The sequence below is a fragment of the Amycolatopsis sp. NPDC003676 genome (genome assembly GCF_053587275.1).
Genome location: NZ_JBSFNS010000032.1, coordinates 66,043 through 86,937 on the forward strand (window position 1 = coordinate 66,043; position 20,895 = coordinate 86,937).

Consider the following 20,895-nt stretch of genomic DNA (forward strand, 5'->3'; position numbering starts at 1 on the left):
GGCGCGATGCGGGTTTTGATCGCAGGCGGCGGAGTCGCGGGCACGGTCACGGCGATGGCGCTGCGGCTGGCCGGGCACGAGTCGGTGGTGTTCGAGGCGCATCCCAGCGGGGGAGCGGACGCGGGTGCGTTCCTCGTAGTGATGCACAACGGCATGAACGCGTTGCGCGCGATCGACGCCGACTCTCCGGTGATCGAGGCGTCCTTCGCCTCCACCGGCATGGAGCTCGTCGGTCCGGACGGAACCACGCTCGGCGCGCATGAGTTCGACCGCGAACTCGACGGCCCGCGCACCCTCACCCGCGCCGCGCTTTACCGTGCGCTGCAACAGGAAGCGGAACGCCGAGGCGTCCAGATCGTCCACGGCAAGCGCCTGATCTCCGCCACCGAGGGCGGCACCGCGACCTTCCAGGACGGCACCACCGAGTCCGGAGATGTGCTCGTCGGCGCGGACGGCCTGCATTCCGTGGTCCGCACCCTCATCGATCCCCAGGCCGAGCCGCCGCGCTTCACCGGCCTGACCGTCGTCTACGGCTACACCCGCGCCGAAGGCCTTCCTCCCGCGCCCGGCGTTTACCGGATGTTCCGCGGCAGCCGCGCCGCGTTCGGCTACACCACCGCTCCGGACGGCGCGACATTCTGGTTCGCCCGCGTCCCCGACGAGGAACGTTCACGCGCCGAGATCGCCGCCGTCACCCCGGAAGGCTGGCGTGAGTTCATCCACGCTGCCTTCGCGGACGACCCGCTGCCGTGCGCCGAGATCGTGGCAGCGACCGGCGACGACGTGCACGGCGGTCACTCCTACGACCTGCCGACCACCCGCGTGTGGTCGACGTCGTCGATGGTGCTGGCCGGTGATTCCGCCCACGCGGCGTCGCCCGCGGCCGGGCAGGGAGCGTCGATGGCGCTGGAAGACGCGGTGGTGCTCGGCCAATGCCTGCGCGATCTCCCGGACGCGCCCGCGGCGTTCGCGGCCTACGACCGGCTGCGCCGCGCCCGGGTCGAAAAGCTCGTGGCGGCCAGCGCGGGCAACGACGTCGGGGCGGAACGAGGGTGGGCATATCGGCATCATCTGGACTGGAGTGCGCGAATCACAGCGTGAGCGCGTCGCCGACGATACGATCCGCGCATGACTCAAGCCGCACCAGCGCAAACGCCGCAGTTCCCGATCCTGCTGTCCACGATGAACGATCTGCCCGGGTACCGCGTGGTCCGCGTGTTCGGCGAGGTCTTCGGGCTCACCGTCCGCAGCCGCAACATGTTCTCCAACATCGGGTCGGGGTTCAAGGCGATGGGAGGCGGCGAGCTCAAGGGCCTCACGAAGCTGCTGTCGGACTCGCGCCACGAAGCCCTCTTCCGGCTGTGCCAGGAAGCCATGCAGCACGGGGCCAACGCCGTGCTCGCGCTGCGCTTCGACTGCAACGAGATCGCGGGCACCGCCAGCGAAATCGCCGCCTACGGCACCGCGGTGTATGTGGTCCCGGACGGCGCTCAGCAGCAGGCTCCGCAACAGCAGCAGGCCGCCCCGCAGCAGCAGTACGCGCAGGCGCCGCAGCAGCAGTACCAGGCTCAGCCGCCGCAGGCCTGAGCCCCCACGACCGGCTTGCCCGTGCGTCCAGCTCTTCGTGGATGCACGGGCAACTAGCGTGCGAGGCCGGAAAAGGCCCTCGCCGTCCCGGATAGCGTTCTCGGTGTGAGCAACCCGTTGATCGCGGAGACGAAGGACTCGACCAAGGCGTATTCGGGCATCACGCTGCTCGAATCGGGCGAGGCGGTGAAGTCCGGCATCGAATCCGGCGACTGGGCGTCGATCGCGATGGGGGCGGTCGGGGTCGCGCTGGACGTGCTGTCGACCGCGATGGACCCGTTCGGGTCGATCCTCGCGGCGGGCGTCGGCTGGCTGATCGAGCACGTCGGGCCGCTGAAGCAGGCGCTGGAGGCGCTGACCGGCAAGGCCGACGAGATCAAAGCGCAGGCCGAGACGTGGCAGAACGTCGCGAAAGAGCTCGAAAGCATCGGCAAGGACCTGACCGCCTGCGTCGAGAAGGACCTGCAGAGCTGGACCGGCGAAGCGGCCGACTCCTACCGCGAGCGGACCAAGGACGTGGCGAACCTGCTCGGTGCCGCGCAGAAGGGCACCGAGGGCGCGGCGTCCGGGGTGAAGACCGCGGGTGAGGTCGTCGCGGCCGTGCGGATGCTGGTGCGCGACATCATCGCGCAGCTCGTCGGACACCTGATCAGCTGGGCGTTGCAGGTGCTGTTCACCGCCGGGATCGGGATGGCGTGGGTGCTGCCGCAGGTGGTCGGCGCTGTCGCCAAGACCGCCGCGCAGCTGGCCAAGATCACCAAGCAGCTGGTCGCCGCGCTCAAGGCGCTGATGCCGTTGCTGAAGAAGGCGGGCGTCCTGTTCGAGGACGCCGCGAAGGCGTTGAAGGGCATCAAGGGCGGCAAGCCCAAGCCGTCGGGCGCGCCGAAGAACATCGAGACTAAGCCGAAGTCAGAGCCCAAGCCGGAGCACGGCGGGGACTCGACCACCGCCTCCGGAGATCATTCCGGTCCGCCGAAGGACGAGACCAAACCGCAGGGCGACCATTCCCAGCCGCCGAAGGACGAAACGAAACCGCAGGGCAACCACTCCGAGGAGCCGCCGCCGTCGGACCGGAGCGGCAACCCGGGCGAGACCGTTAAGACCCCGCCGAAGGACGACCCGAAAGCGGGCGACACCCGGGGCGGCAAGGACGAGTGCAAGACCGCCGGGGACCCGGTCGACGTCGTGCGCGGCTCCGTCCTGATCGCGGACGTCGACCTCGAACTGCCGAGCCCGCTCGTGCTCGACCGGCTGCACGTCTCGTCCTACCGGTCCGGCCGCTGGTTCGGTCCGAGCTGGACGTCGACGGTGGACCAGCGGCTCGAAGCCGACTCCGAAGCCGTCCGGTTCTACGCGGCGGACGGCCGGATCCTGGTGTATCCACGGACCGGAGGGCTGCCGTTGGAAGGCCCGCGCCGCCCGCTGACCGCGACTGACGACGGCGGGTACCTGCTGGAGGATCCGGTCAACGGCACGGAATTGCGCTTCGGCCCCGGTCGCGACGGCGTCTTCCCGCTGCTGGCCGCGACCGACGCCGCGGGCGACCGGATGGACGTCGAGTACGACGAAAGCGGCGCTCCCCGGCTGATCCGCCACTCCGCGGGCTACCGCGTGGCACTCGACGCCGAGGCAGGCCGCGTCACCGCGATCCGGGTGCTCGGCGAGGGCAAGGAACCGGTGCTGGTCCGCACTTTCGGCTACGACGAACGGGGAAGGCTGGTCCGGGTCTTCAATTCCTCCGGCCTGGCAACGCAATACGACTACGACGCCGACGGCCGGATCACCGGCTGGCAGGATCGCAACGGCATCTGGTACCGCTACATCTACGACGCCGACGGCCGCTGCGTCCGCACAGTCGGCGACCGGGGCGTGTACGACGGCGAGTTCGCCTACGACCGCGAGCAGCGGATCACCCGCTACACCAACGCTTTGGGTCACGTCACGGAGTTCCACTTCAACGAAACCTCGCAGCCGACCAAGGAAGTCAGCCCGCTCGGCGCGGCCACAGTGTCCACATGGGACCGTTACGACCGGCTGCTGTCGCGCACCGATCCGCTCGGCCGCACCACCGGGTTCGAGTACACCGCCGAGGGCTTGCTGACCGCGGTCGTCCGTCCGGACGGCAGCCGCGCGCAGGTCAGCTCCGCGCCGGACGGCACGCTGACCGTCACCGTCGAGACCGCCGAACGCACCTGGCGGCGCGCCTATCCGCCGGGCACCGCGCCGGATCTGTTCACCGCGCAGGCCGGGATCGCCGCGACCGAGTTCGCCCAGGACCGCCAGCTGACGGGGGGAGAGCCGCCGCGCGGCGAGCCCGACCCGGTGGAGCGCGACCAGTTCGGCCGCCCGCGCGTGGTGGCCGACGGCACCCGGTTCGGCTGGACGGTCGACGGAAGCCAGGCCAGCCGGACCGGCCCGTCCGGGCGGCACGAGGAATGGCGTTACGACGCCGAGGGAAACCTCGTGGAACGCACGGACGCCCGGTTCGAATACGGCCCGTTCGACCTGCCGGTCGCGAAGATCGACGCCACCGGCGCCCGCACTTCGTACGAGTACGACACCGAACTGCGGCTCGTCCGGATCACCGATCCGGCGGGCCTGACCTGGAACTACACCTACGACGCCGACAACAGGCTCATCGCGGAAAGCGACTTCGACGGCCGCGAGCGGCAGTTCGCCTACGACGCGGCGGGCCAGCTCGTGCGGTCGGTCGACGGGCTGGGCGCGGCCACTGAATACCGCTACGACGCGCTCGGCAACGTGATCGAGCGTCGCACGGACAGCGGGACCATCAGCTACGAGTACGACCCCGTCGGCTTCCTCGCGCGCGCCACCGAGGGTTCCTGCGTGCTGGAGATCGAGCGCGACGAAGACGGCCGCGTAGTCCGGGAATCGGTCGACGGCCGCGCGGTCTCGTACGTCCACGATCCTTCGGGAATGCGCCGCACCACCCCGTCCGGCTCGGTCAGCGAGTGGAGCTTCGACGACGCTGGGAAGGCAGTCGCGCTGTCGACCGCCGGGCACGAAGTGCTTTTCCGCCACGACGAAGCGGGCCACGAGGTCGAACGCGTCCTGGGCGGCAACACCGTGCTGGCACAGGCTTTCGACGCCGAGCACCAGCTGGTCGCGCAAACTTTGGCCGCGGGCAGCCAGATCCGGCAGCGGCGCGAGTACCACTACCGCCCGGACGGCCACCTGATCGGCGTGGACGACACCCTGTCCGGCTCCACGCGATACCAGCTCGACGCCGTCGGCCGCGTCACCGCAGTGTCCCGGCGGGACGGCCAGGAGACCTACCACTACGACCCGTCCGGCAACATCCGGCATGCGCAACTCCCGTTCGCCGAAGCGGATTCCGGTTCGCGCGGCTACACCGGAAACCGGCTCGCCGCGGCCGGCTCGGTGCGGTATGTCCACGATGGACAGGGGCGCCTCGTCGCCCGCCACGAGAACTCGCGCACCTGGACCTACCGCTGGGACGCGCAGGATCGGTTGCTGGCCGTGGAAACCCCGGACGGCGTGGAATGGCGCTACCGCTACGACCCGCTGGGCCGTCGCATCGCCAAACAACGCTGGCTGCCCGGCGCGGAAACCCCGGCCGAGGAGACGCTGTTCTCGTGGAGCGGCCAGCTCCTGGTCGAACAGGAACACCGGCTGGCCGGGTCCGGCCCGCTCACGCTGACGTGGGACCACCTGCCCGGCACCGTGCGCCCGGTGACGCAGACCGAGTTGCTGGGCCGCAGCGCCCGGTTCTTCTCGTTCGTCACCGACCCGGTCGGCACGCCGGTGGGTCTGGTGGACGCCTACGGCACCGTCGCCTGGCGCGCGTCCGGTTCGCTGTGGGGCCGCACTCGCCCGGGCGCCACGCCGCTGCGGTTCCCCGGCCAGTACGCGGACGACGAGACCGGCTTGCACTACAACGTTTTCCGCTACTACGACCCCGGCACCGGCCGCTACCTGAGCCAGGACCCGCTCGGCCTCGCCCCGGCCCCGAATCCGGCCGCCTACGTGCCCAACCCGCTCGCCGACGCCGACCCGCTGGGCCTTGGCAACTGCCTGGGCAGGCAGAAATCCGGCCCGAACGACGACGCGCGCCCGAACGAAACCCCGGGCGGCGGCAACAACGCCGGACACGTGCAGGACACCAATCCGTCGTCCGCGCCGCCGCGCGAGCCCACCCCGCCGCCGCGCGAGCCGACGCCTCCGCCCCGGGAACCGACTCCGGAGACGACCACGGCGTCGTCGGCTCCTCCGCCGCCACCCCCGCCTCCGCCGCCGCCGGGCAAAGCTCCCGGCGGACCCCCTGCGCCGCCTCCGCCGCCCCCGCCAGGCAAGGTCCCCGGCGGGCCTCCGGCCGCTCCTCCGCCGCCCGGAAAGGTCCCGGGCGGTCCGCCGCCCGCGAAGAAGCCCGGCTTGTCGCTGGAAGAGCAACTCGCGAAGAAGAAGGAAGGGCTGAACAAGACAGAGGTCGCCGAGAAGGAAAAAGCCCCTCCGTACAAGATCAAAGAGGGGGAGGAGGCCAAGGCCGAAAAGGAGCGGGTCGACGCCAAGATCGACGAGACCTTGAAGAAGTTCAAGGCCGAAGATCCCCCGCGCGTGCTGAAGAACGAGCCGGGCGTGCTGCGCATCCCCGACGACCCCAAATACGCGGCGACCACGAAGGTGTCGGAACTGCCCGACTACCTCAAGCACAACATCGACCCGAAATACAACGACAAGTCGCTCGCCGAAATGCTCGGGTACGACCGGAAGGACTACTTCAATCCGGACGGCACCCCGAAGCCATCCGGTCAGAACGCGCGGGCCAACCACCTTCTCGACCGGGACGGCGGTGCCGGGTTCAACCCGCGGGAGGAAGTGATCAACATGGATCCCCGCAAGAGCGACAACGAAATCGCGCACGAACTGGGCCATGCCTTCCAGAAGCAGGACGGCAACTTCACCAAGAACAACACCAACGGTTCCCTGCTGGAGTACGACAACGTGCTCCGGAACGAGAACAAGGTCAACCCGGGCCTGCGCGCCGACTACAAACTGGAGGACGTGCCGGTCGGGAACCGGAACAAGACCTGGGACGAAATGGCCGCCGACGTCGACCGGATGCCGAACAAAGAGGTCCGGGAAAACAACAAGGCCATGCTGGACAGGATCGACGACGTGCTGAAGAACGATTCGAGATACGCGGGGAACGCGGACCAGATCCGCAAGAACCTCGCGTCCGAGTACTTCTTCAAGGACAAGCTCCAGGAGCCGGTCGCGATGTGACAGAAGAAAACGGGCCCGCACCGGAAACCCGGTGCGGGCCCGTTTTTCTTCCGGGCTACTTCCGGTACAGCGCCTCGATGTCGGACGCGTAATTCTTGTTCACGACATTCCGCTTCAACTTCAAACTGGGCGTGATCTCGCCACCAGCCTCGGTGAAGTCGTTGGCCAGCACGGTGAACTTCTTGATCGACTCCGCGTGCGAGACCTGTTTGTTCGCCTCGTCGACCGCCGCCTGGATTTCCGCGCGCAGGTCCGCGTCCTCGGCCAGCTCGGACACCGTCGCCTCGGCGGGCTTGCCGTGCTGGGACTTCCACGCCGGGAAGTACTCCTCGTCGACAGTCACCAGCGCGGCGATGAACGGCCGCTGATCGCCGACCACCATCACCTGGCTCACCAGCGGCGCGGCCTTGATGGTGTCCTCGAGACCGGACGGGGCGACGTTCTTGCCGCCCGCCGTCACGATGATCTCCTTCTTGCGGCCGGTGATCTTGAGGAAGCCTTCCGCGTCCAGTTCGCCGAGGTCGCCGGTGTGGAACCAGCCGTCGGTGAGGGCTTCCGCGCTCGCCTCCGGGTTGTTGTAGTACCGGCCGAACACGACGTCGCCCTTCAGCAGGACCTCGCCGTCCTCCGCGATGCGCACCGAGGTGCCCGCGACCGGGCGCCCGACGGTGCCGACGCGGAACGCCGCGCTGGTGTTCACGTTCGCCGCGGCGGACGTCTCGGTGAGGCCGTAGCCCTCGAACACCGGCACGCCGATGCCGCGGAAGAAGTGCGCCAGCCGCGCGCCCAGCGGGGCCCCGCCGGACACCGCGGCGATGCAGCGGCCGCCCAGCGCGGCGCGGAGCTTGCCGTACACCAGCTTGTCGAACACCAGGTGCTTCGCGCGCAGGCCGAGCCCGGCGCCGCCCTTTTCCTGCGCCTCGCTGTACGCGACCGCAGTGGCCTCGGCGGCGTCGAAGATCTTGCCCTTGCCGTCGGCGTGCGCCTTCTGCTTGGCGGTGTTGTAGACCTTCTCGAATACGCGCGGCACGGCGACCACGAACGTCGGCCGGAAGGTGCCGAGGTCCGGGACCAGGTTCTTCACGTCCGGCGTGTGGCCGAGCGTGACCCGGGCGGTGAGCGCGGTGATGGCGATCGCGCGGGCGAGGATGTGCGCGAGCGGCAGGAAGCACAGCAGCGAGTTGCCCTGCTCCATCAGCTCCGGGAACGCCTCGATGTCCGCGCGGATCTCGGCCAGCAGGTTCCGGTGGGTCAGCTCGACGCCCTTGGGCCGCCCGGTGGTGCCCGAGGTGTAGACGATCGTGGCCGTCTCGTTCGCGGTGACGCTGCGGCGGCGGGTGTGCAGGTCCTCGTCGGAGACCTCGGCGCCCAGCGCGGTCAGCTCGTCGACCGCAGGGGAGTCGCCCTCGATCTGCCAGGTGTGCTCGAGCGTGCTGAGCCGCCCGCTGATCTCGTCGATCGCCTTCCGGTGCGCGCCGGTCTCCACGACGACGGCCTTGGCGGCCGAGTCGGACAGGATCCAGTACACCTGTTCGGGCGACGAGGTCTCGTAGATCGGGACCGTGACCGCGCCCGCGGCCCAGATCGCGAAGTCGACCAGCGTCCACTCGTAGCGGGTCTTCGACATCAGCGCGACGCGGTCGCCGTGCCCGACGCCCGCCGCGATCAGGCCCTTGGCCACGGCCGCGACCTGGTCGGCGAAATCCTTCGCGGTCACGTCGAGCCAGGTGCCCTCGACCTGCCGCCGGAAGCTGACCACGTCGGAGAACCGCTCCGCGTTCGCCCAGACGACATCGGCCAGATTCTCGTCGTCGGTCACCGGCTTCCCGGCGGGGGCGCTGTATTCGCGCACTCGGACCTCCGTGTTCGACGCGTGCGGTTACCCGCCAGTCAACTTAGCGTGCCGTAGACCTTAAGACCATGCTGGCACGGGGCGCGCGGCGAGGTCGTGACATCGTGTCCGGGTGCACGCACCGCCAGCTCTCGATCTCGTCGACGAGACCTTCATCGTCGTGCCCCCGTCCACCGTCGCGGCGGCCTTCGCCGACCCGCGTTCGTGGCGGCGGTACTGGCCCGACCTGGAGTTGCAGGTCTACACCGACCGGGGGGACAAGGGCCTGCGCTGGACCGTCACGGGCGCCTTGATCGGTACCATGGAGGTCTGGCTGGAACCTGTTCTCGACGGCACCGTGCTGCATTACTTCCTCCGGGCCACGCCGGCCGGTCCCGGCGGCGTCCCGCGCGAGCTCAGCCCGCGCGAACTGCGCCGCGAGTTCGACCGGCGGGCGCGCGCGGCGAAGGACGTGGCGCTGAGCCTGAAGGAGATCCTCGAGGACGGGCGCGAGCCGGGGGTTCCGCCCCGGACCGTCGAGTAGGAGGCTCTTGTGCGGGTTCACGTCGTTTCGGACGTGCACGGCAACGCCGACGCGCTGAAGCGGGCGGGGGACGGGGCGGACGCGCTGGTCGTGCTCGGCGACCTGCTCGACTTCGTCGACTACCACGACCACGACAAAGGCATCATGGGCGTGCTGTTCGGCGCGGAGAAAGTCGGCGAGTTCGCCCGCCTGCGCCGCGAAGGCACCAGGGACGAGACGGTCGCCTACTCGCGCACGCTGTGGGCCACCTTGGACGACCCGGCCGCCGCAGTCGACGAAGCGGTCCGGGAGCAGTACTCCACGATGTTCGCCTCGATGACCGCGCCGACGTACGCGATCCCCGGCAATGTCGACGCGCCGTCAGCCTGGCCGGAGTTCGCCGGCGAAGGCGTGCACCTGGTCGACGGCGAGGTCGTCACCATCGGCGGCCTGCGGTTCGGCTTCGCCGGCGGCGCTGTCCTGCCGGACGGCGTGCTCCCGCGTCCGCGCAAGGGCGCGGCGTGGCGGCCGTACTTGCGGGCGCGCGAGGAGTTCGACGCGGCGGTTTCCTTGCTGGACCAGGTCGACGTCCTGTGCACGCACATCCCGCCCGCGGTGCCCGAATTGACCTACGACGTGGTCGCGCGACGCGCCGAACTCGGTTCGAAGGCGCTGCTGGACTTGATCCGGCGGCAGCGTCCGCGCTGGTCGGTATTCGGGCACGTGCACCAGCCGCTGGCCGTGCGGCGCCGGGTCGGGCACACCGAATGCCGTAACGTAGGTCACTTCAAGGAGACCGGGCAGCCGTACGTGCTGCGCTGGTGACTGTGCTGTCCGGCTACGCTTCGTCCCATGGCCGAGCAGTCCACGCAGTCCATCGAGGTCGACGCCGAGCCCGCGCGGGTGATGTCGGTGATCTCCGATTTCCCCGCGTACCCGGAGTGGGCCAAGGCGGTCCGCGAGACCGAGGTGCTCGCGACCGACGACGCGGGCCGCGCGAAACAGGTGAAGCTCACCCTCGATGCCGGGCCGATCAAGGACGTGTACACGCTCGAGTACGACTGGGACGATTCCGGTCTCGGCGTCAGCTGGCACCTGGTCAAGGGCCAGATGCAGAAGGCGCAGAACGGCCGGTACGCGCTCGAACCGCTCGGCGGCGGGCGCACCCGCGTCACCTACACGCTGTCCGTTGAGCTGGCGCTCCCGATGATCGGGCTGCTGCGGCGTAAGGCGGAGAAGATGGTCATGGACACCGCGCTCAAGGAGCTCAAGCGCAGGGCCGAGGGCTAAATGCGCATCCTGCTGTTCACCGGCAAGGGGGGTGTCGGGAAAACGACGCTCGCCGCGGCTACCGCTGCCGCGCTCGCCGGCCGCGGCAGGAAGACGCTCGTCGTGTCCACCGATCCGGCGCATTCGCTCGGCGACGCGTTCGGCACGCCGCTTGCCGCCGAACCCTCCGAAGTGGACATCCGCCGGGACGGCACGCCAGCCGGTCTGTGGGCGGCGCAGGTGGACTCGCGGGCGTTGGCCGATCGCACGTGGCACGAGCTGCGCGGCGAACTGCGGAAAGTGCTGGCCGGAGCCGGTCTGGACATCCTGGACGCGGAAGAGCTGACCGTGCTGCCCGGCGTCGACGAGCTGCTCGCGCTGAGCGAGGTGCGGCGGCTGGCGTCGCAGGGTCCGTGGGACACCGTGGTGGTCGACTGTGGTCCGACCGCTGAGACGCTGCGCTTGCTTTCGCTGCCGGAAGCCGTGTCGGGTTACCTGGGCCGGGTTTTCGGCAACCGGCGCGTCGCGGCGTCGGTCCGGCAGCTCGGCGCACATCTGGACGCGCTGCGCGAACTGCTCACCGACCCACGCGTGACGACCGTGCGGCTGGTGCTCACGCCGGAACGAGTGGTGGTCGCCGAGGCACGGCGGACGCTCACGTCGCTGGCGCTGCGCGGCATCGCGGTCGACGGCCTGATCGCCAACCGGCTGATGCCCGCGCCCGGTTTCTGGCGCGGTTCGGCGGCGAAATGGCTGCGCACCCGGCGGGATCAGCAGGACGCGGTTTTGGCGGAACTCGCGGAGGCCGGTTTCGGTCCCGGCGAGCTGGCCCGCGTCGAACACCGGGCGAGCGAACCGGTGGGCGCGGAGGCGCTCGCCGAGCTGGCCCGCGAGCTGTACGGCAGCCGGGATCCGTTGTCCGGCAACGGAAAACCGGTCACGCCGCTGCTGTCGGTCGCTGCTGATGGAGACGGCTTCCGGCTGCGGGTCGCGCTCCCGCTGGACCGGGATTCGGCAGTCGACCTCGCCCGCGTGGACGACGACCTGGCGATCACCGTGGACGGGTTCCGCCGGCTGGTCGCCCTGCCCGAGACGCTGCGCCCGTGCCGGATCACCGGCGCGGAATCCGACGCCGACGGCCTGGTGGTCAGCCTGGCCGGGAACCGGGGATCCGGGTGAGCGAAGAACACGAGGGGTCTTACGCGGACGGCCTGAAGCTGGCCGGGGAGATCCGGCTGCTGGTCGAGATGGTGATCGAACGCGCCGCGCCGTGGCTCGAAGGTGTGATGGCCGCCGGGCACGGCGCCCCGGAGGAACCCGGCGCCGAGGGTGGCACCGGTGTGGAGGACAGCACTTCGGGATGCGGATGGTGCCCGCTGTGTGCGATCGTCGCCGTCGTGCGCGGCGAGCGGCCGGAGTTCGTGGCCAGGGTCCTCGAACAGGCCGCTCAGCTCGTCGCGCTGCTGCGGGCGGTGCTCGCGGACCGCTGGGAGCCGGACGAGGGCGTGCACATGCCCGGGTTCCGGCCCGCCGCGCATCCGCCCGCGACCGCGGCAGCGTCGTCTTCGGAATCGTCGTCGCGGGTCCAGCACATCGTCGTCCGCAAGCGCGCGGACTGGCAGCCGGATCGGGAGAACTGATTGCTGACCGTAGGGGTGGACGTCGGCGGCACCAGCGTGCGAGCCGGCGTCGTGGACGAGCGCGGCTCGCTTCTCGACACGGCGCGCGTCGGGACGCCGAGCGAGGAGAACGCGCTCGAAGACGCCATCGCCGGGGTCGTCGAAAGCCTGCGCAACCGCCACGACGTCGCCGCGGTCGGCCTGGCGGTCGCCGGTTTCGTGACCCGCGACCGGCGCTCGGTGATGTTCGCGCCGCACCTGGCCTGGCGCAACGCCCCGGTGGCGGACCGGATCGCGAAACGCGTCGGCCTGTCGGTGACCCTGGAGCATGACGTCAACTCCGCGGTAGTCGCCGAACACCGCTTCGGCGCCGCCCGCGGGGCCGGGGTTGCGGCTTTGGTCGCCCTGGGCACCGGAATCGGCGCGGGCTTGCTGCTGGACGGCGAGATCTACCGCGGCGCACACGGAGTGGCCCCTGAACTCGGCCACCTCACCGTGGTGCGCGACGGCCGCGCCTGCCCGTGCGGAAAGTACGGCTGCTGGGAGCGCTACTGCAGCGGAACCGCGCTGGCCGCGACCGCCGTGGAACTGCTCGCCCGGTATCCCGGCCGTTCCACCGTGCTGTCCCGAGAAATTGCCGGAGACCCCGGCTCAGTCACCGGCCGCCGAGTAGCCCGCGCGGCCCGCGACGGCGACCCGATCGCCTTGCGCGCCATGGCGGAGCTGGCCAAGTGGCTAGGCGAGGGACTCGCTTTGGTGGCGGACGTCTTCGACCCGGAGATCATCGTCATCGGGGGCGGGGTTTCGGAGTCCGCGCCGTTGTTTCTGGACGAGGCCCGGGAGCATTACTCCGGGGCGATTACGGGTGCGCGGCACCGCCCGCTGGCTCGGATCCGGACTGCGCACCTGGGGGACGACACGGCGATCGTGGGGGCGGCTGCGTTGGCGATGGACACGTTGTAGGGCTTGCTGGCGCTGATTCCGGTTCTTGCTCTCGCTGGGCTGCTGTTCTTGCCGGAGTGGTGGGCGGCGTTGGTGATGGCTGTGTTGCCGGGTTTGCTGGTTCCCGTTGGCAGGGGGCGTCGCACCGGCGGTGCGCGACTCCCGTCGGGCGGTTGTGGCTGGGCGTTGGCGGTGGCCGCGTTGTGGCTGTTGATTCCGGTTTTCGCTGGGCCGGTTGGTGGGCTGCTGTTCTTGCCGGAGTGGTAGCAGGTGGGCGGCGTTGGTGATGGCTGTGTCGCCGGGTTTGCTGGTTCCCGTTGGCGGGGAGCGTCGCACCGGCGGTGCGCGATCCCGCCGGGCGTTCGCGTTGGGCGTGTGGTGGCTGCTGATTCCGGTTCGCCCTGGATTCGCCGCGCACGAGGTTCGTAACCTGCCGCTGTCGCCGGAGCGATCTTCGGGTTTTGACCGGCATAGGCACTCGCGCGGTTCTGTGGAAGGCTGGGCCGGGTGACGCCGATGACCGCCAACCGCTTTGTGCGGTGTTCTTGCGGCAGGCAGCACTGGGGCGCGTTCGGCGCGGCCGGGTTGTTGTTGTGCGATCCCCGGCGGGGCGTGTTGCTGCAGCGTCGTGCGTGGTGGGTGCACAACGGCGGCACGTGGGCCTTGCCCGGCGGTGCGCTCGAAGTCGGCGAGACCGTGCACGAGGCCGCTGCTCGGGAAGCGTGGGAAGAAGCCGCCATTCCGGCGTCGGCGTTTCGCGCGATGTCGGCGTCGGTGCTGGACCACGGCGAGTGGCAGTACACGACCGTGCTCGGGCTGGCCGACAGTGCGTTGCAAGCGCAGGTCGCGAACGAGGAAAGCGCCGAGATGCGCTGGGTCCCGCCGGACGAGGTGGCCGCGCTCGACCTTCACCGTGATTTCGCCGCCGCCTGGCCGGTGCTGCGCGAGCAACTGGGCCGGGAACTGGTCCTGGTGGTCGACGCGGCGAACGTGATGGGCTCCCGTCCGGACGGCTGGTGGCGCGACCGCCGCGGCGCCGCGGAACGGCTCCGCGACCAGCTGACCGGCCCGGCCGAACGCGGACTGCGCGACGACGTGGCCGGCATCGGCGCGGGCCCGGCGTGGTCCTGGTGGCCCCGGGTGGTGCTGGTGGTCGAGGGCAAGGCCAGGGGAGTGGAGCCGATCCCGGGCGTCGAGGTCGTCTCGGCGGACACCGACGGCGATTCGAAGATCGTCGAGGTGACTGCCGCCGCCCGGCAACGTCTGGAGGATCACGTCGTGGTCGTGACGGCCGACCGCGAACTGCGCGGCCGGGTCGGCGATCTCGGCGCGCGGGTGCTCGGGCCGGGAACCTTGTTGCGGGAGCTCAGCAGCTAGGCGCTCGTCACGGTCTTGGCGCGCCGTCGGGGTGTAGGTGGCCGGGAATCTCCTTACTGGGGTTGGGCAGTCGCGGTTTCGCCGCTACCGGGCGAGAATTTCGTGGGCGGCGGTGACCGCGAGTTGCGCGGTGGGGTAGGCGGCCTCGGTGCGCGGGTGCGCGGGTGCGCGGGTGCGCGGGTGCGCGGGTGCGCGGGACAAAACCTCGCTGCCGGAGTTAGACCGACCAGGCAAGCCGCGCGATCTTGCCGCTTCACCTCTTGCCCGCGGAGCGTGCGGTGCCTCACCGAGCCGAGCCCACGCCCGCCTCACCCAGCCCAGGTCGGCGTGGAGCAACCGGCCTAGGCGATCAGCCGTCACACAGTCTTCACCGCCCCCGCATCGACAAGATGGTCCGTCCCGGTGATGCTCGCGGCCAGCGGCGATGCGAGATACGTGATCAGCGTGGCCACCTCCTCCGGTTCGACAAACCGGCCCGTCAGCATCCCTGCACCGGCCGGAACCGCGGCCAGCAAATCCCCATGCGACAGCCCCATCGACGAAGCCAGCTCGGCGCCGTAGCTGTCTGGGCCTTCCCACAGTGCGGTACGAACCGGCCCGGGGGAGACCGTATTTACCCGTACGCCCTGTGGTCCGAACTCCTCCGACAGTGCCTTCCCGAACGCCGTCAGCGCGGCTTTCGCGGTGGTGTAAGCGATCGGGCCCGAATGCGGGATCCGCGCACCGTTCGAGGACACCGTGACGATCGCGCCCCGCCGTTCGATCAGGTGCGGCAGGGCAGCGCGAGAAGCCCGTACCGCGGCAAGGAAATTCAGCTCCACCATGTCTGTCCACTGTTGATCGGTGAGAGACAAGAAACCGCCAGCTTGGCCCTCGCTGCTGTCGCCGCCGCCGACGTTGTTCACCAGGACGTCCAATCCGCCTAGCTCAGCCACGGCCTGGTCGATCAGCCGTCCGGGGCCGTCTGGAGTGGACAGGTCCACGGACATCGGCACCGCGCCGGTTTCCTTCAGTTCCGGCGTGATCGTCCGGGCCGCGGCCACCACTCGCATTCCTTCGCCGATCAGCGCGGAAACCGTGGCCAGGCCGATTCCTCGGCTCGCTCCGGTGACCACTGCGGTCTTGCCGGTCAACTGCATGTCCATTCGAAAGCCCCCAAAGGCGTGTCAGGTCCGATGCATCTAAGCTAGCAGTTGCAACACAAGTGTCGCAACTATGATGAGAGTGGCAACCATGGCGTAAACTGGTGAGCATGGAGAAACGGGCCCTGCGCGCGGACTCGGAACGGACGGCCCAGGCGATCCTGGAGGCCGCCGAACGGGTGCTCAGCGACAACCCGGCGGCGACGATGGAGCAGATCGCGGAGGCGGCGGGCGTCTCGCGGACGACGGTGCACCGCCGGTTCGCCAGCCGCGACGCGCTGGTGGACGCGATGACTCTCTGGGCGACGCAGCAGTTCCACGACGCGCTCGCCAGCGTCCGGCCGGACGTCACGCCGCCGCTGGTCGCGCTTTACCAGGTGACCGCGAAGGTGCTGAGCGTCAAGCTCCGGTGGGGGTTCGCGATGAACGCGCACCCGCAGGAAGAAGGCGTCCTGACCCCGGACGTCGTCGCCCAGTGCGACGTCTTCTTCCAGCGCCTGGAGGAAACCGGCACACTGCGGCCCGGCGTCGACCTGGTCTGGGCACGCCGCGTGTACTGCGCGCTCATCCACGAAGCAGCGCAGGACCAAGACTCCGCCGATCCGGACACGCTGGCGACCCGCGTCGTCGACACCGTGCTCGGCGGCTTCGGCAAGCCAGGGGTAACGGTGGGCTAGGGAAGCCCGTCCCCGGCAAGCTCCGCGACGATCTTCGCGATCCGCCGCTCCCGGGTCTCCGCGCGCTTGGCGGAAGTAACAGCTTCGGCGCGTTCCCGTTGGGCGGTAAAGGAAAGCTTGTCGAACGCGGCCCGCGCGCCCTTCCGGTCAGCCAGTGCGGCAGCGAGATCGTCCGGCATCTCGACCGTCCGCTCGGCGAGATCGGCTTCGAGCGTGACCTCGACCGTCTCCCCGGCCGCGACCCCCGCCGCCTCCCGGTTCGCCGCGCTGAGCGGCAGCATGAACTCGCCGGAGTAGACCGCGACCGTGCTGCGGTAGGCGTGCGGGCCGATCCTCACCCGCACCTTCGGCCGCCGTCCCTGGCCGAGCGCCTCGACGACCTCGGCCGGGACGCGGAAACCGGTGGCGGTCTTGCCGTTGAGCTCGACGAGCGTGCTGAACGTATGCGACATCGCTGCCTCCCAGACCAGCTAAGCGTGCGGAACGCCGTCGCGCATCTCGGTGACCAGCGCGGCGACCACGGCCTTCAAAGATCCGTTGTACTGCTTCGCGACCGCCCGCTGCCGCTGATAGCTCGCGCCCACCCGGAGAATGTTCTCGACATCGCGCAGCTCGCGGACGCAGTCCAGCCGCCGCGCGACCGGTTCCAGCCGGTCCAGCAGCTCGGCGAGATCTTCGGTGACGAGGCGTTCGCGGCCGGCGGCGTCGAGGATGACGATCGCGTCGAGGCCGTAGCGCGCGGCGCGCCACTTGTTCTCCTGCACGTGCCACGGCGGCAGCACCGGCAGCGTTTCGCCCTTGTCGAGGCGGGCGCTGAAGTCGTCCACCAGGCACTGGGTGAGCGCCGAAATCGCGCCGACCTCCTGCAGCGTCGGCAGTCCGTCGCACACGCGCATCTCGATGGTGCCGAAGTGCGGGGCCGGGCGGATGTCCCAGCGGATCTCGGAAAAGTGGTCGATCACGCCGGTGGTGAACATGTCCTCGACGTAGCCCTCCAGCTCCGCCCATTCGCGGAACTGGAACGGCAGCCCGGCGGTCGGCAGCTGCTGGAACATCAGCGCCCGGTTCGAGGCGTACCCGGTGTCCTCTCCGGACCAGTACGGCGACGACGCGGACAGCGCCTGCAGGTGCGGCGCGTAGCGCAGGAGCCCGTCGAGCACCGGCAGCACCTTGTCCCGGTGGTCGAGCCCGACGTGGACGTGCACGCCGTAGATCAGCATCTGCCTGCCCCACCACTGGGTGCGGTCGATGAGCTTGGCGTAGCGCTCCTTGTCGGTCACCTTCTGCCGGTACCACGAGGAAAACGGGTGCGATCCGGCGGAGAACAGCTCGACGCCCAGCGGGTCGGCGACCCGGTGCACCTCGTCCAGCGCCTCGTCGAGGTCCTTTTTCACCTCGCCGACCGTGCGGCAGACGCCGCTGACCACCTCGATCGTGTTGAGCAGCAGCTCCTGTTTGATCCGGGGATGCTCGGCCTCCCCCTCCGGGCAGACCGCGGCGAGCAGTTCCTCCGCGACCGACCGCAGTTCGCCGCTGCGCCGGTCCACCAGCGCGAGTTCCCATTCCGCGCCGACCGTGGAACGCCGCGACGCCTGGAAGTCGATCCGCATGCCCGTCCGGTCAGACCTGGGCGCCGTTGCTGGGGTCCGCGCCGGGCGGCGGGCCCTGGCGCACGCGCAGCAGGAGCAGCGCGATGCCGGTGGCGAGCGAGAGGATGCCGAGCGGCGTGGCGAGCGCGGGCCCGACCCCGATCAGGTTCGGCACGATCAGCAGCAGGAGCCCGACGACGAAGAACAGCAGCACGATGAACGCGCCCTTGCGCCAGCGCGGCAGCGGCGGCGGCTCCGGCGGCACGTAGTGCTCGTCGTCCTCGGCCGGGTCGCCGGAGAACATGGTGGTGTCCCAGTCGCTGCCGCCGGTGCGCCAGCCGTCCGACGACGACGCGGGCGCGGGCGGAGCGGGCGGGTCCGCGGTGGGCTTCGGCTTGGCCTTGCCCGTTTCGGGTTCGGCTCCGGCGGACGCCTCGGGTTCGGCGGACGCGGGGCCGGCGCTGGAGAACGGGTCCTCGTCCAGGAACACGCCCACGCCCTCGGCCCGCAGGTCGGCCACGATCTCGGCGAACGTGGCGTCGACGTCCTCGGGTCCGTCCGCGCCTTTCCCCCGGTTCATCCGGCACCCACCTGTCCCGCCCGCGGTTGCCGGGCGAAGTCGACACTGCGGCTGAAGATCAGTTCCGCGTCGTGGTCCTGCGTCGCGACGTGGAAGCTGTTCTCCAGCACCACCTCGGTCACGTCCGTGCTCGAGATGCCGTCCAGAACGATCTGCGAGTTCTCGGGTTCGACGACGTGGTCGACCCGCGAGTGCAGCAGCAGCACCGGCTGCGTCACCTTCGCCAGGTCGGCGCGCACGATCTTCCACAGCCGGGCGAGGCTCGCCGCGGCCCGCACCGGCGTGCGCGGGTAGGCCAGCTCGACCTCGCCGGGCTTCGCGATGTCGTTGCCGATCGCGCGGATCGACGGGACCACCCGCGACAGCAGCGGCAGCACCTTGGCGTCCAGGCTCAGCCGCGTGACCGACGGGTTGACCAGCACGATGCCGGAGATGTCCGCGCCGAATTCCTCGGCGAGGCGAAGGGCGAGCGTCCCGCCCATCGACATCCCGCCGACGAACACCTGGTCGCATTCCGCGCGCAGCGCCAGCAGCGCCTCGCGGACGGTGGCGTACCAGTCCTGCCAGGTTGTCCGGTTGAGGTCGCGCCAGTGCGTGCCGTGGCCGGGCAGCAGCGGGCAGCGCACCGCGAAGCCCTCGGCGGCCAAGTGCTCGCCCCAGGCGCGCATGCCGTCGGGCGTCGCGGTGAATCCGTGGCAGAGCAGGAAGCCGGCCCCGGAGGTACCCGGGTGGGAGAACGGTTCCGCGCCGGCGAGCACGCCCATCACGAACGCCCTTCCGAATCGAAGCGGTGGAGTCTTCCCATGCTCTCACGCCGAAGCCGGGTTGTGGGGCCCACTCCGGAAGCGAGGATCCTTCCGGTCCCGCTGTGAGATCGGTCGCTGCCCCCGGGTGACCGCCCGCTGGCGCGTTGTGCGGGCCGGTGCTTGTTCCGTACCCTGACCTGCCGGGGCCCGCGCGGGCAGGAAAGGACTGGAACCCGGTGCTGTACTTGCTGATGAAGTGGGTTTTCATCGGGCCGCTGCTGAAGACGCTGTGGCCCACCAAGGTCGTCGGCGCCGAAAACATCCCCGAGACGGGTGGCGCCATCCTCGCCGGGAACCACCTCGCGGTCGCGGATTCGTTCTTCATGCCGCTGCGGGTCAAGCGCAAGGTCACCTTCCCGGCGAAGTCGGAGTACTTCACCGAGCCCGGGTTCAAGGGCCTGCTCAAGAAGTGGTTCTTCACCGGCGTCGGCCAGTTCCCCATCGACCGCTCCGGCGGCAACGCCGCGCAGGCCGCGCTCGACACCGCGATCCGGCTGGTCAAGGACGGGCACCTGCTCGGCATCTACCCCGAGGGCACCCGCTCCCCGGACGGCCGGCTGTACAAGGGCAAGACCGGCGTCGCCCGGATCGCGCTCGAATCGCGCGGCGTGGTGGTCCCGGTGGCGATGGTCGGCACGGACAAGGTCAACCCGATCGGCTCCAAGATGTGGTGGCCGCGGCGGCTCGAGATCCGCTTCGGCAAGCCGCTCGACTTCTCCCGCTACGAGGGGCTGTCGGGCGACCGGTTCATCGAACGGTCGATCACCGACGAGATCATGTACGCGCTGATGGAGCTGTCCGGCCAGGAGTACGTGGACATTTACGCGGCGAAGGCCAAGGAACTGCTGGCGGCCGAGGCCGCCGGTGTCAAGCCCGCGGTGCCGCCTCAGCCGAGTGGTCTTGACGCCGATCGGGTGCCGGAGACGAAGGCCGGGTAGCGCCCCACTAGAGTTCCCCGGTGCGTTTTTTCTACGACACCGAGTTTATTGAGGACGGCGTGACGATTGACCTGGTGTCGATCGGTGTCGTTGACGAGCGCGGACGCGAGTTCTATGCCGTGTCCACTGATTTCGACCCTGGCAGGGCCGGGGCTTGGGTGCGGGAGAATGTGCTGCCCAAGCTGCCCTCGCCGGCGGATCCGGCTTGGCGGAGTCGCGAGCGGATTCGGGCGGATCTGCTGGAGTTCTTCGGGAAGCCGCCTGGGGGGATCGAGCTTTGGGCTTGGTTCGCCGCTTATGACCATGTGGCGTTGGCGCAGTTGTGGGGGCCGATGCCTGCGTTGCCTCGGCAGTTGCCTCGGTTCACCCGGGATTTGCGGCAGCGGTGGGAGGATGCGGGGAAGCCTAAGTTGCCTGCTGCGCCTGGGGATCAGCATGACGCGTTGGCTGATGCTCGGCATAACTTGCAGCGGTGGGGGGTTATTGAGGAGGCGTTTCGTCGGCGGTGAGTCTTTCGGCTCGTCGCCTGGCGGCGACATTGCGCCCTGGCGTGCGTGGGGCACCCCGAAGCTTGATTGTGCAGGGACGCTTCATATCGGGGTGCGGGGGAGGGGCTGGGTGCCTCGATCGTTGGGTGTGTCGGCGGCGGTCGGTGGGTGGGGCTAGCGCCCCAATGTGGCATTGGGTGCGTGCGATGCACCCAATGTGGCGTTCGGTGCGTCAGATGCACCCAATCCGCGCCGACGGCGT

At 69.9% G+C, this 20,895-nt stretch carries 19 protein-coding genes; 13 read left to right on the forward strand and 6 right to left on the reverse strand.

The genetic code is table 11. The features are described 5' to 3' along the window. Window positions 1-6: 6 nt before the first annotated feature. The 3 genes from ACWDNU_RS20605 to ACWDNU_RS20615 all read left to right on the forward strand — a co-directional run bounded on the left by ACWDNU_RS20605 (window position 7) and on the right by ACWDNU_RS20615 (window position 6,852). Window positions 7-1,101, forward strand: a complete 1,095-nt coding sequence (locus ACWDNU_RS20605) for an FAD-dependent monooxygenase (RefSeq protein WP_449670073.1) — start codon at window positions 7-9, stop codon at window positions 1,099-1,101. Between the two features lie 27 nt (window positions 1,102-1,128). Further along, complete coding sequence (locus ACWDNU_RS20610; protein WP_449670074.1) at window positions 1,129-1,587, forward strand: YbjQ family protein; 459 nt, start codon at window positions 1,129-1,131, stop codon at window positions 1,585-1,587. Window positions 1,588-1,692: 105 nt separating this feature from the next. After that, the gene (locus ACWDNU_RS20615) at window positions 1,693-6,852 is read left to right on the forward strand and encodes an RHS repeat-associated core domain-containing protein (protein WP_449670075.1); all 5,160 of its coding nucleotides are present in this window, start codon (window positions 1,693-1,695) and stop codon (window positions 6,850-6,852) included. A 55-nt stretch (window positions 6,853-6,907) separates the two neighbouring features. Here ACWDNU_RS20615 and ACWDNU_RS20620 read toward each other — a convergent pair whose 3' ends face one another. Next, on the reverse strand, window positions 6,908-8,704 hold the full coding sequence (locus tag ACWDNU_RS20620) for an AMP-dependent synthetase/ligase (RefSeq protein WP_449670076.1): 1,797 nt from the start codon (window positions 8,702-8,704) through the stop codon (window positions 6,908-6,910). Between the two features lie 112 nt (window positions 8,705-8,816). Between ACWDNU_RS20620 and ACWDNU_RS20625 the strand changes: the two genes are divergently transcribed. The 7 genes from ACWDNU_RS20625 (at window position 8,817) to ACWDNU_RS20655 (ending at window position 14,413) form a co-directional block, all read left to right on the forward strand. Next, window positions 8,817-9,227, forward strand: a complete 411-nt coding sequence (locus ACWDNU_RS20625; RefSeq protein WP_370939027.1) for a polyketide cyclase / dehydrase and lipid transport — start codon at window positions 8,817-8,819, stop codon at window positions 9,225-9,227. Window positions 9,228-9,236: 9 nt separating this feature from the next. Continuing rightward, window positions 9,237-10,031, forward strand: a complete 795-nt coding sequence (locus tag ACWDNU_RS20630) for a metallophosphoesterase family protein (RefSeq protein ID WP_354745462.1) — start codon at window positions 9,237-9,239, stop codon at window positions 10,029-10,031. A 27-nt stretch (window positions 10,032-10,058) separates the two neighbouring features. Next, window positions 10,059-10,496 carry an SRPBCC family protein gene (locus tag ACWDNU_RS20635; RefSeq protein ID WP_037809841.1) on the forward strand — a complete coding sequence of 146 codons (438 nt, stop codon included), beginning with the start codon at window positions 10,059-10,061 and terminating at the stop codon, window positions 10,494-10,496. After that, window positions 10,497-11,654, forward strand: coding sequence for an ArsA family ATPase (locus ACWDNU_RS20640; protein ID WP_449670077.1), 1,158 nt, complete (start codon window positions 10,497-10,499; stop codon window positions 11,652-11,654). Next, the gene (locus ACWDNU_RS20645) at window positions 11,651-12,115 is read left to right on the forward strand and encodes a hypothetical protein (protein WP_449670078.1); all 465 of its coding nucleotides are present in this window, start codon (window positions 11,651-11,653) and stop codon (window positions 12,113-12,115) included. The genes ACWDNU_RS20640 and ACWDNU_RS20645 overlap by 4 nt, the downstream gene beginning before the upstream one ends. A gap of 15 nt (window positions 12,116-12,130) precedes the next feature. After that, window positions 12,131-13,057: an ROK family protein gene (locus tag ACWDNU_RS20650; protein ID WP_354745587.1), complete on the forward strand. Its 927-nt coding sequence runs from the start codon at window positions 12,131-12,133 to the stop codon at window positions 13,055-13,057. Between the two features lie 486 nt (window positions 13,058-13,543). Beyond that, complete coding sequence (locus ACWDNU_RS20655; RefSeq protein WP_449670079.1) at window positions 13,544-14,413, forward strand: NUDIX domain-containing protein; 870 nt, start codon at window positions 13,544-13,546, stop codon at window positions 14,411-14,413. Window positions 14,414-14,769: 356 nt separating this feature from the next. Here ACWDNU_RS20655 and ACWDNU_RS20660 read toward each other — a convergent pair whose 3' ends face one another. Then, the gene (locus ACWDNU_RS20660) at window positions 14,770-15,558 is read right to left on the reverse strand and encodes an SDR family oxidoreductase (RefSeq protein ID WP_449670080.1); all 789 of its coding nucleotides are present in this window, start codon (window positions 15,556-15,558) and stop codon (window positions 14,770-14,772) included. Between the two features lie 107 nt (window positions 15,559-15,665). Here ACWDNU_RS20660 and ACWDNU_RS20665 point away from each other — a divergent pair, with 107 nt between their 5' ends. Further along, window positions 15,666-16,232 (forward strand): TetR/AcrR family transcriptional regulator, encoded by a 567-nt coding sequence (locus ACWDNU_RS20665; RefSeq protein ID WP_370939021.1) that lies wholly within the window; start codon window positions 15,666-15,668, stop codon window positions 16,230-16,232. Here the strand turns inward: ACWDNU_RS20665 and ACWDNU_RS20670 are convergent. Genes ACWDNU_RS20670 through ACWDNU_RS20685 form a run of 4 tightly spaced genes read right to left on the reverse strand, consistent with a single transcriptional unit; the run spans window position 16,229 to window position 19,165 of the window. Continuing rightward, window positions 16,229-16,684 carry a YdeI/OmpD-associated family protein gene (locus ACWDNU_RS20670; protein WP_449670081.1) on the reverse strand — a complete coding sequence of 152 codons (456 nt, stop codon included), beginning with the start codon at window positions 16,682-16,684 and terminating at the stop codon, window positions 16,229-16,231. The genes ACWDNU_RS20665 and ACWDNU_RS20670 overlap by 4 nt on opposite strands. An 18-nt stretch (window positions 16,685-16,702) precedes the next feature. Beyond that, on the reverse strand, window positions 16,703-17,842 hold the full coding sequence (locus ACWDNU_RS20675) for a glutamate--cysteine ligase (RefSeq protein ID WP_370939019.1): 1,140 nt from the start codon (window positions 17,840-17,842) through the stop codon (window positions 16,703-16,705). A 10-nt stretch (window positions 17,843-17,852) separates the two neighbouring features. After that, the gene (locus tag ACWDNU_RS20680; protein WP_370939017.1) at window positions 17,853-18,401 is read right to left on the reverse strand and encodes a hypothetical protein; all 549 of its coding nucleotides are present in this window, start codon (window positions 18,399-18,401) and stop codon (window positions 17,853-17,855) included. Continuing rightward, window positions 18,398-19,165 (reverse strand): alpha/beta hydrolase, encoded by a 768-nt coding sequence (locus ACWDNU_RS20685; RefSeq protein WP_449670082.1) that lies wholly within the window; start codon window positions 19,163-19,165, stop codon window positions 18,398-18,400. Before ACWDNU_RS20685 ends, ACWDNU_RS20680 begins: the two co-directional genes overlap by 4 nt. A 218-nt stretch (window positions 19,166-19,383) precedes the next feature. Here ACWDNU_RS20685 and ACWDNU_RS20690 point away from each other — a divergent pair, with 218 nt between their 5' ends. Both ACWDNU_RS20690 and ACWDNU_RS20695 read left to right on the forward strand, forming a co-directional pair. Further along, window positions 19,384-20,145: a lysophospholipid acyltransferase family protein gene (locus ACWDNU_RS20690; RefSeq protein WP_354745442.1), complete on the forward strand. Its 762-nt coding sequence runs from the start codon at window positions 19,384-19,386 to the stop codon at window positions 20,143-20,145. Window positions 20,146-20,165: 20 nt separating this feature from the next. Continuing rightward, window positions 20,166-20,654: a polyadenylate-specific 3'-exoribonuclease AS gene (locus tag ACWDNU_RS20695; protein ID WP_067595152.1), complete on the forward strand. Its 489-nt coding sequence runs from the start codon at window positions 20,166-20,168 to the stop codon at window positions 20,652-20,654. Window positions 20,655-20,895 lie beyond the last annotated feature (241 nt).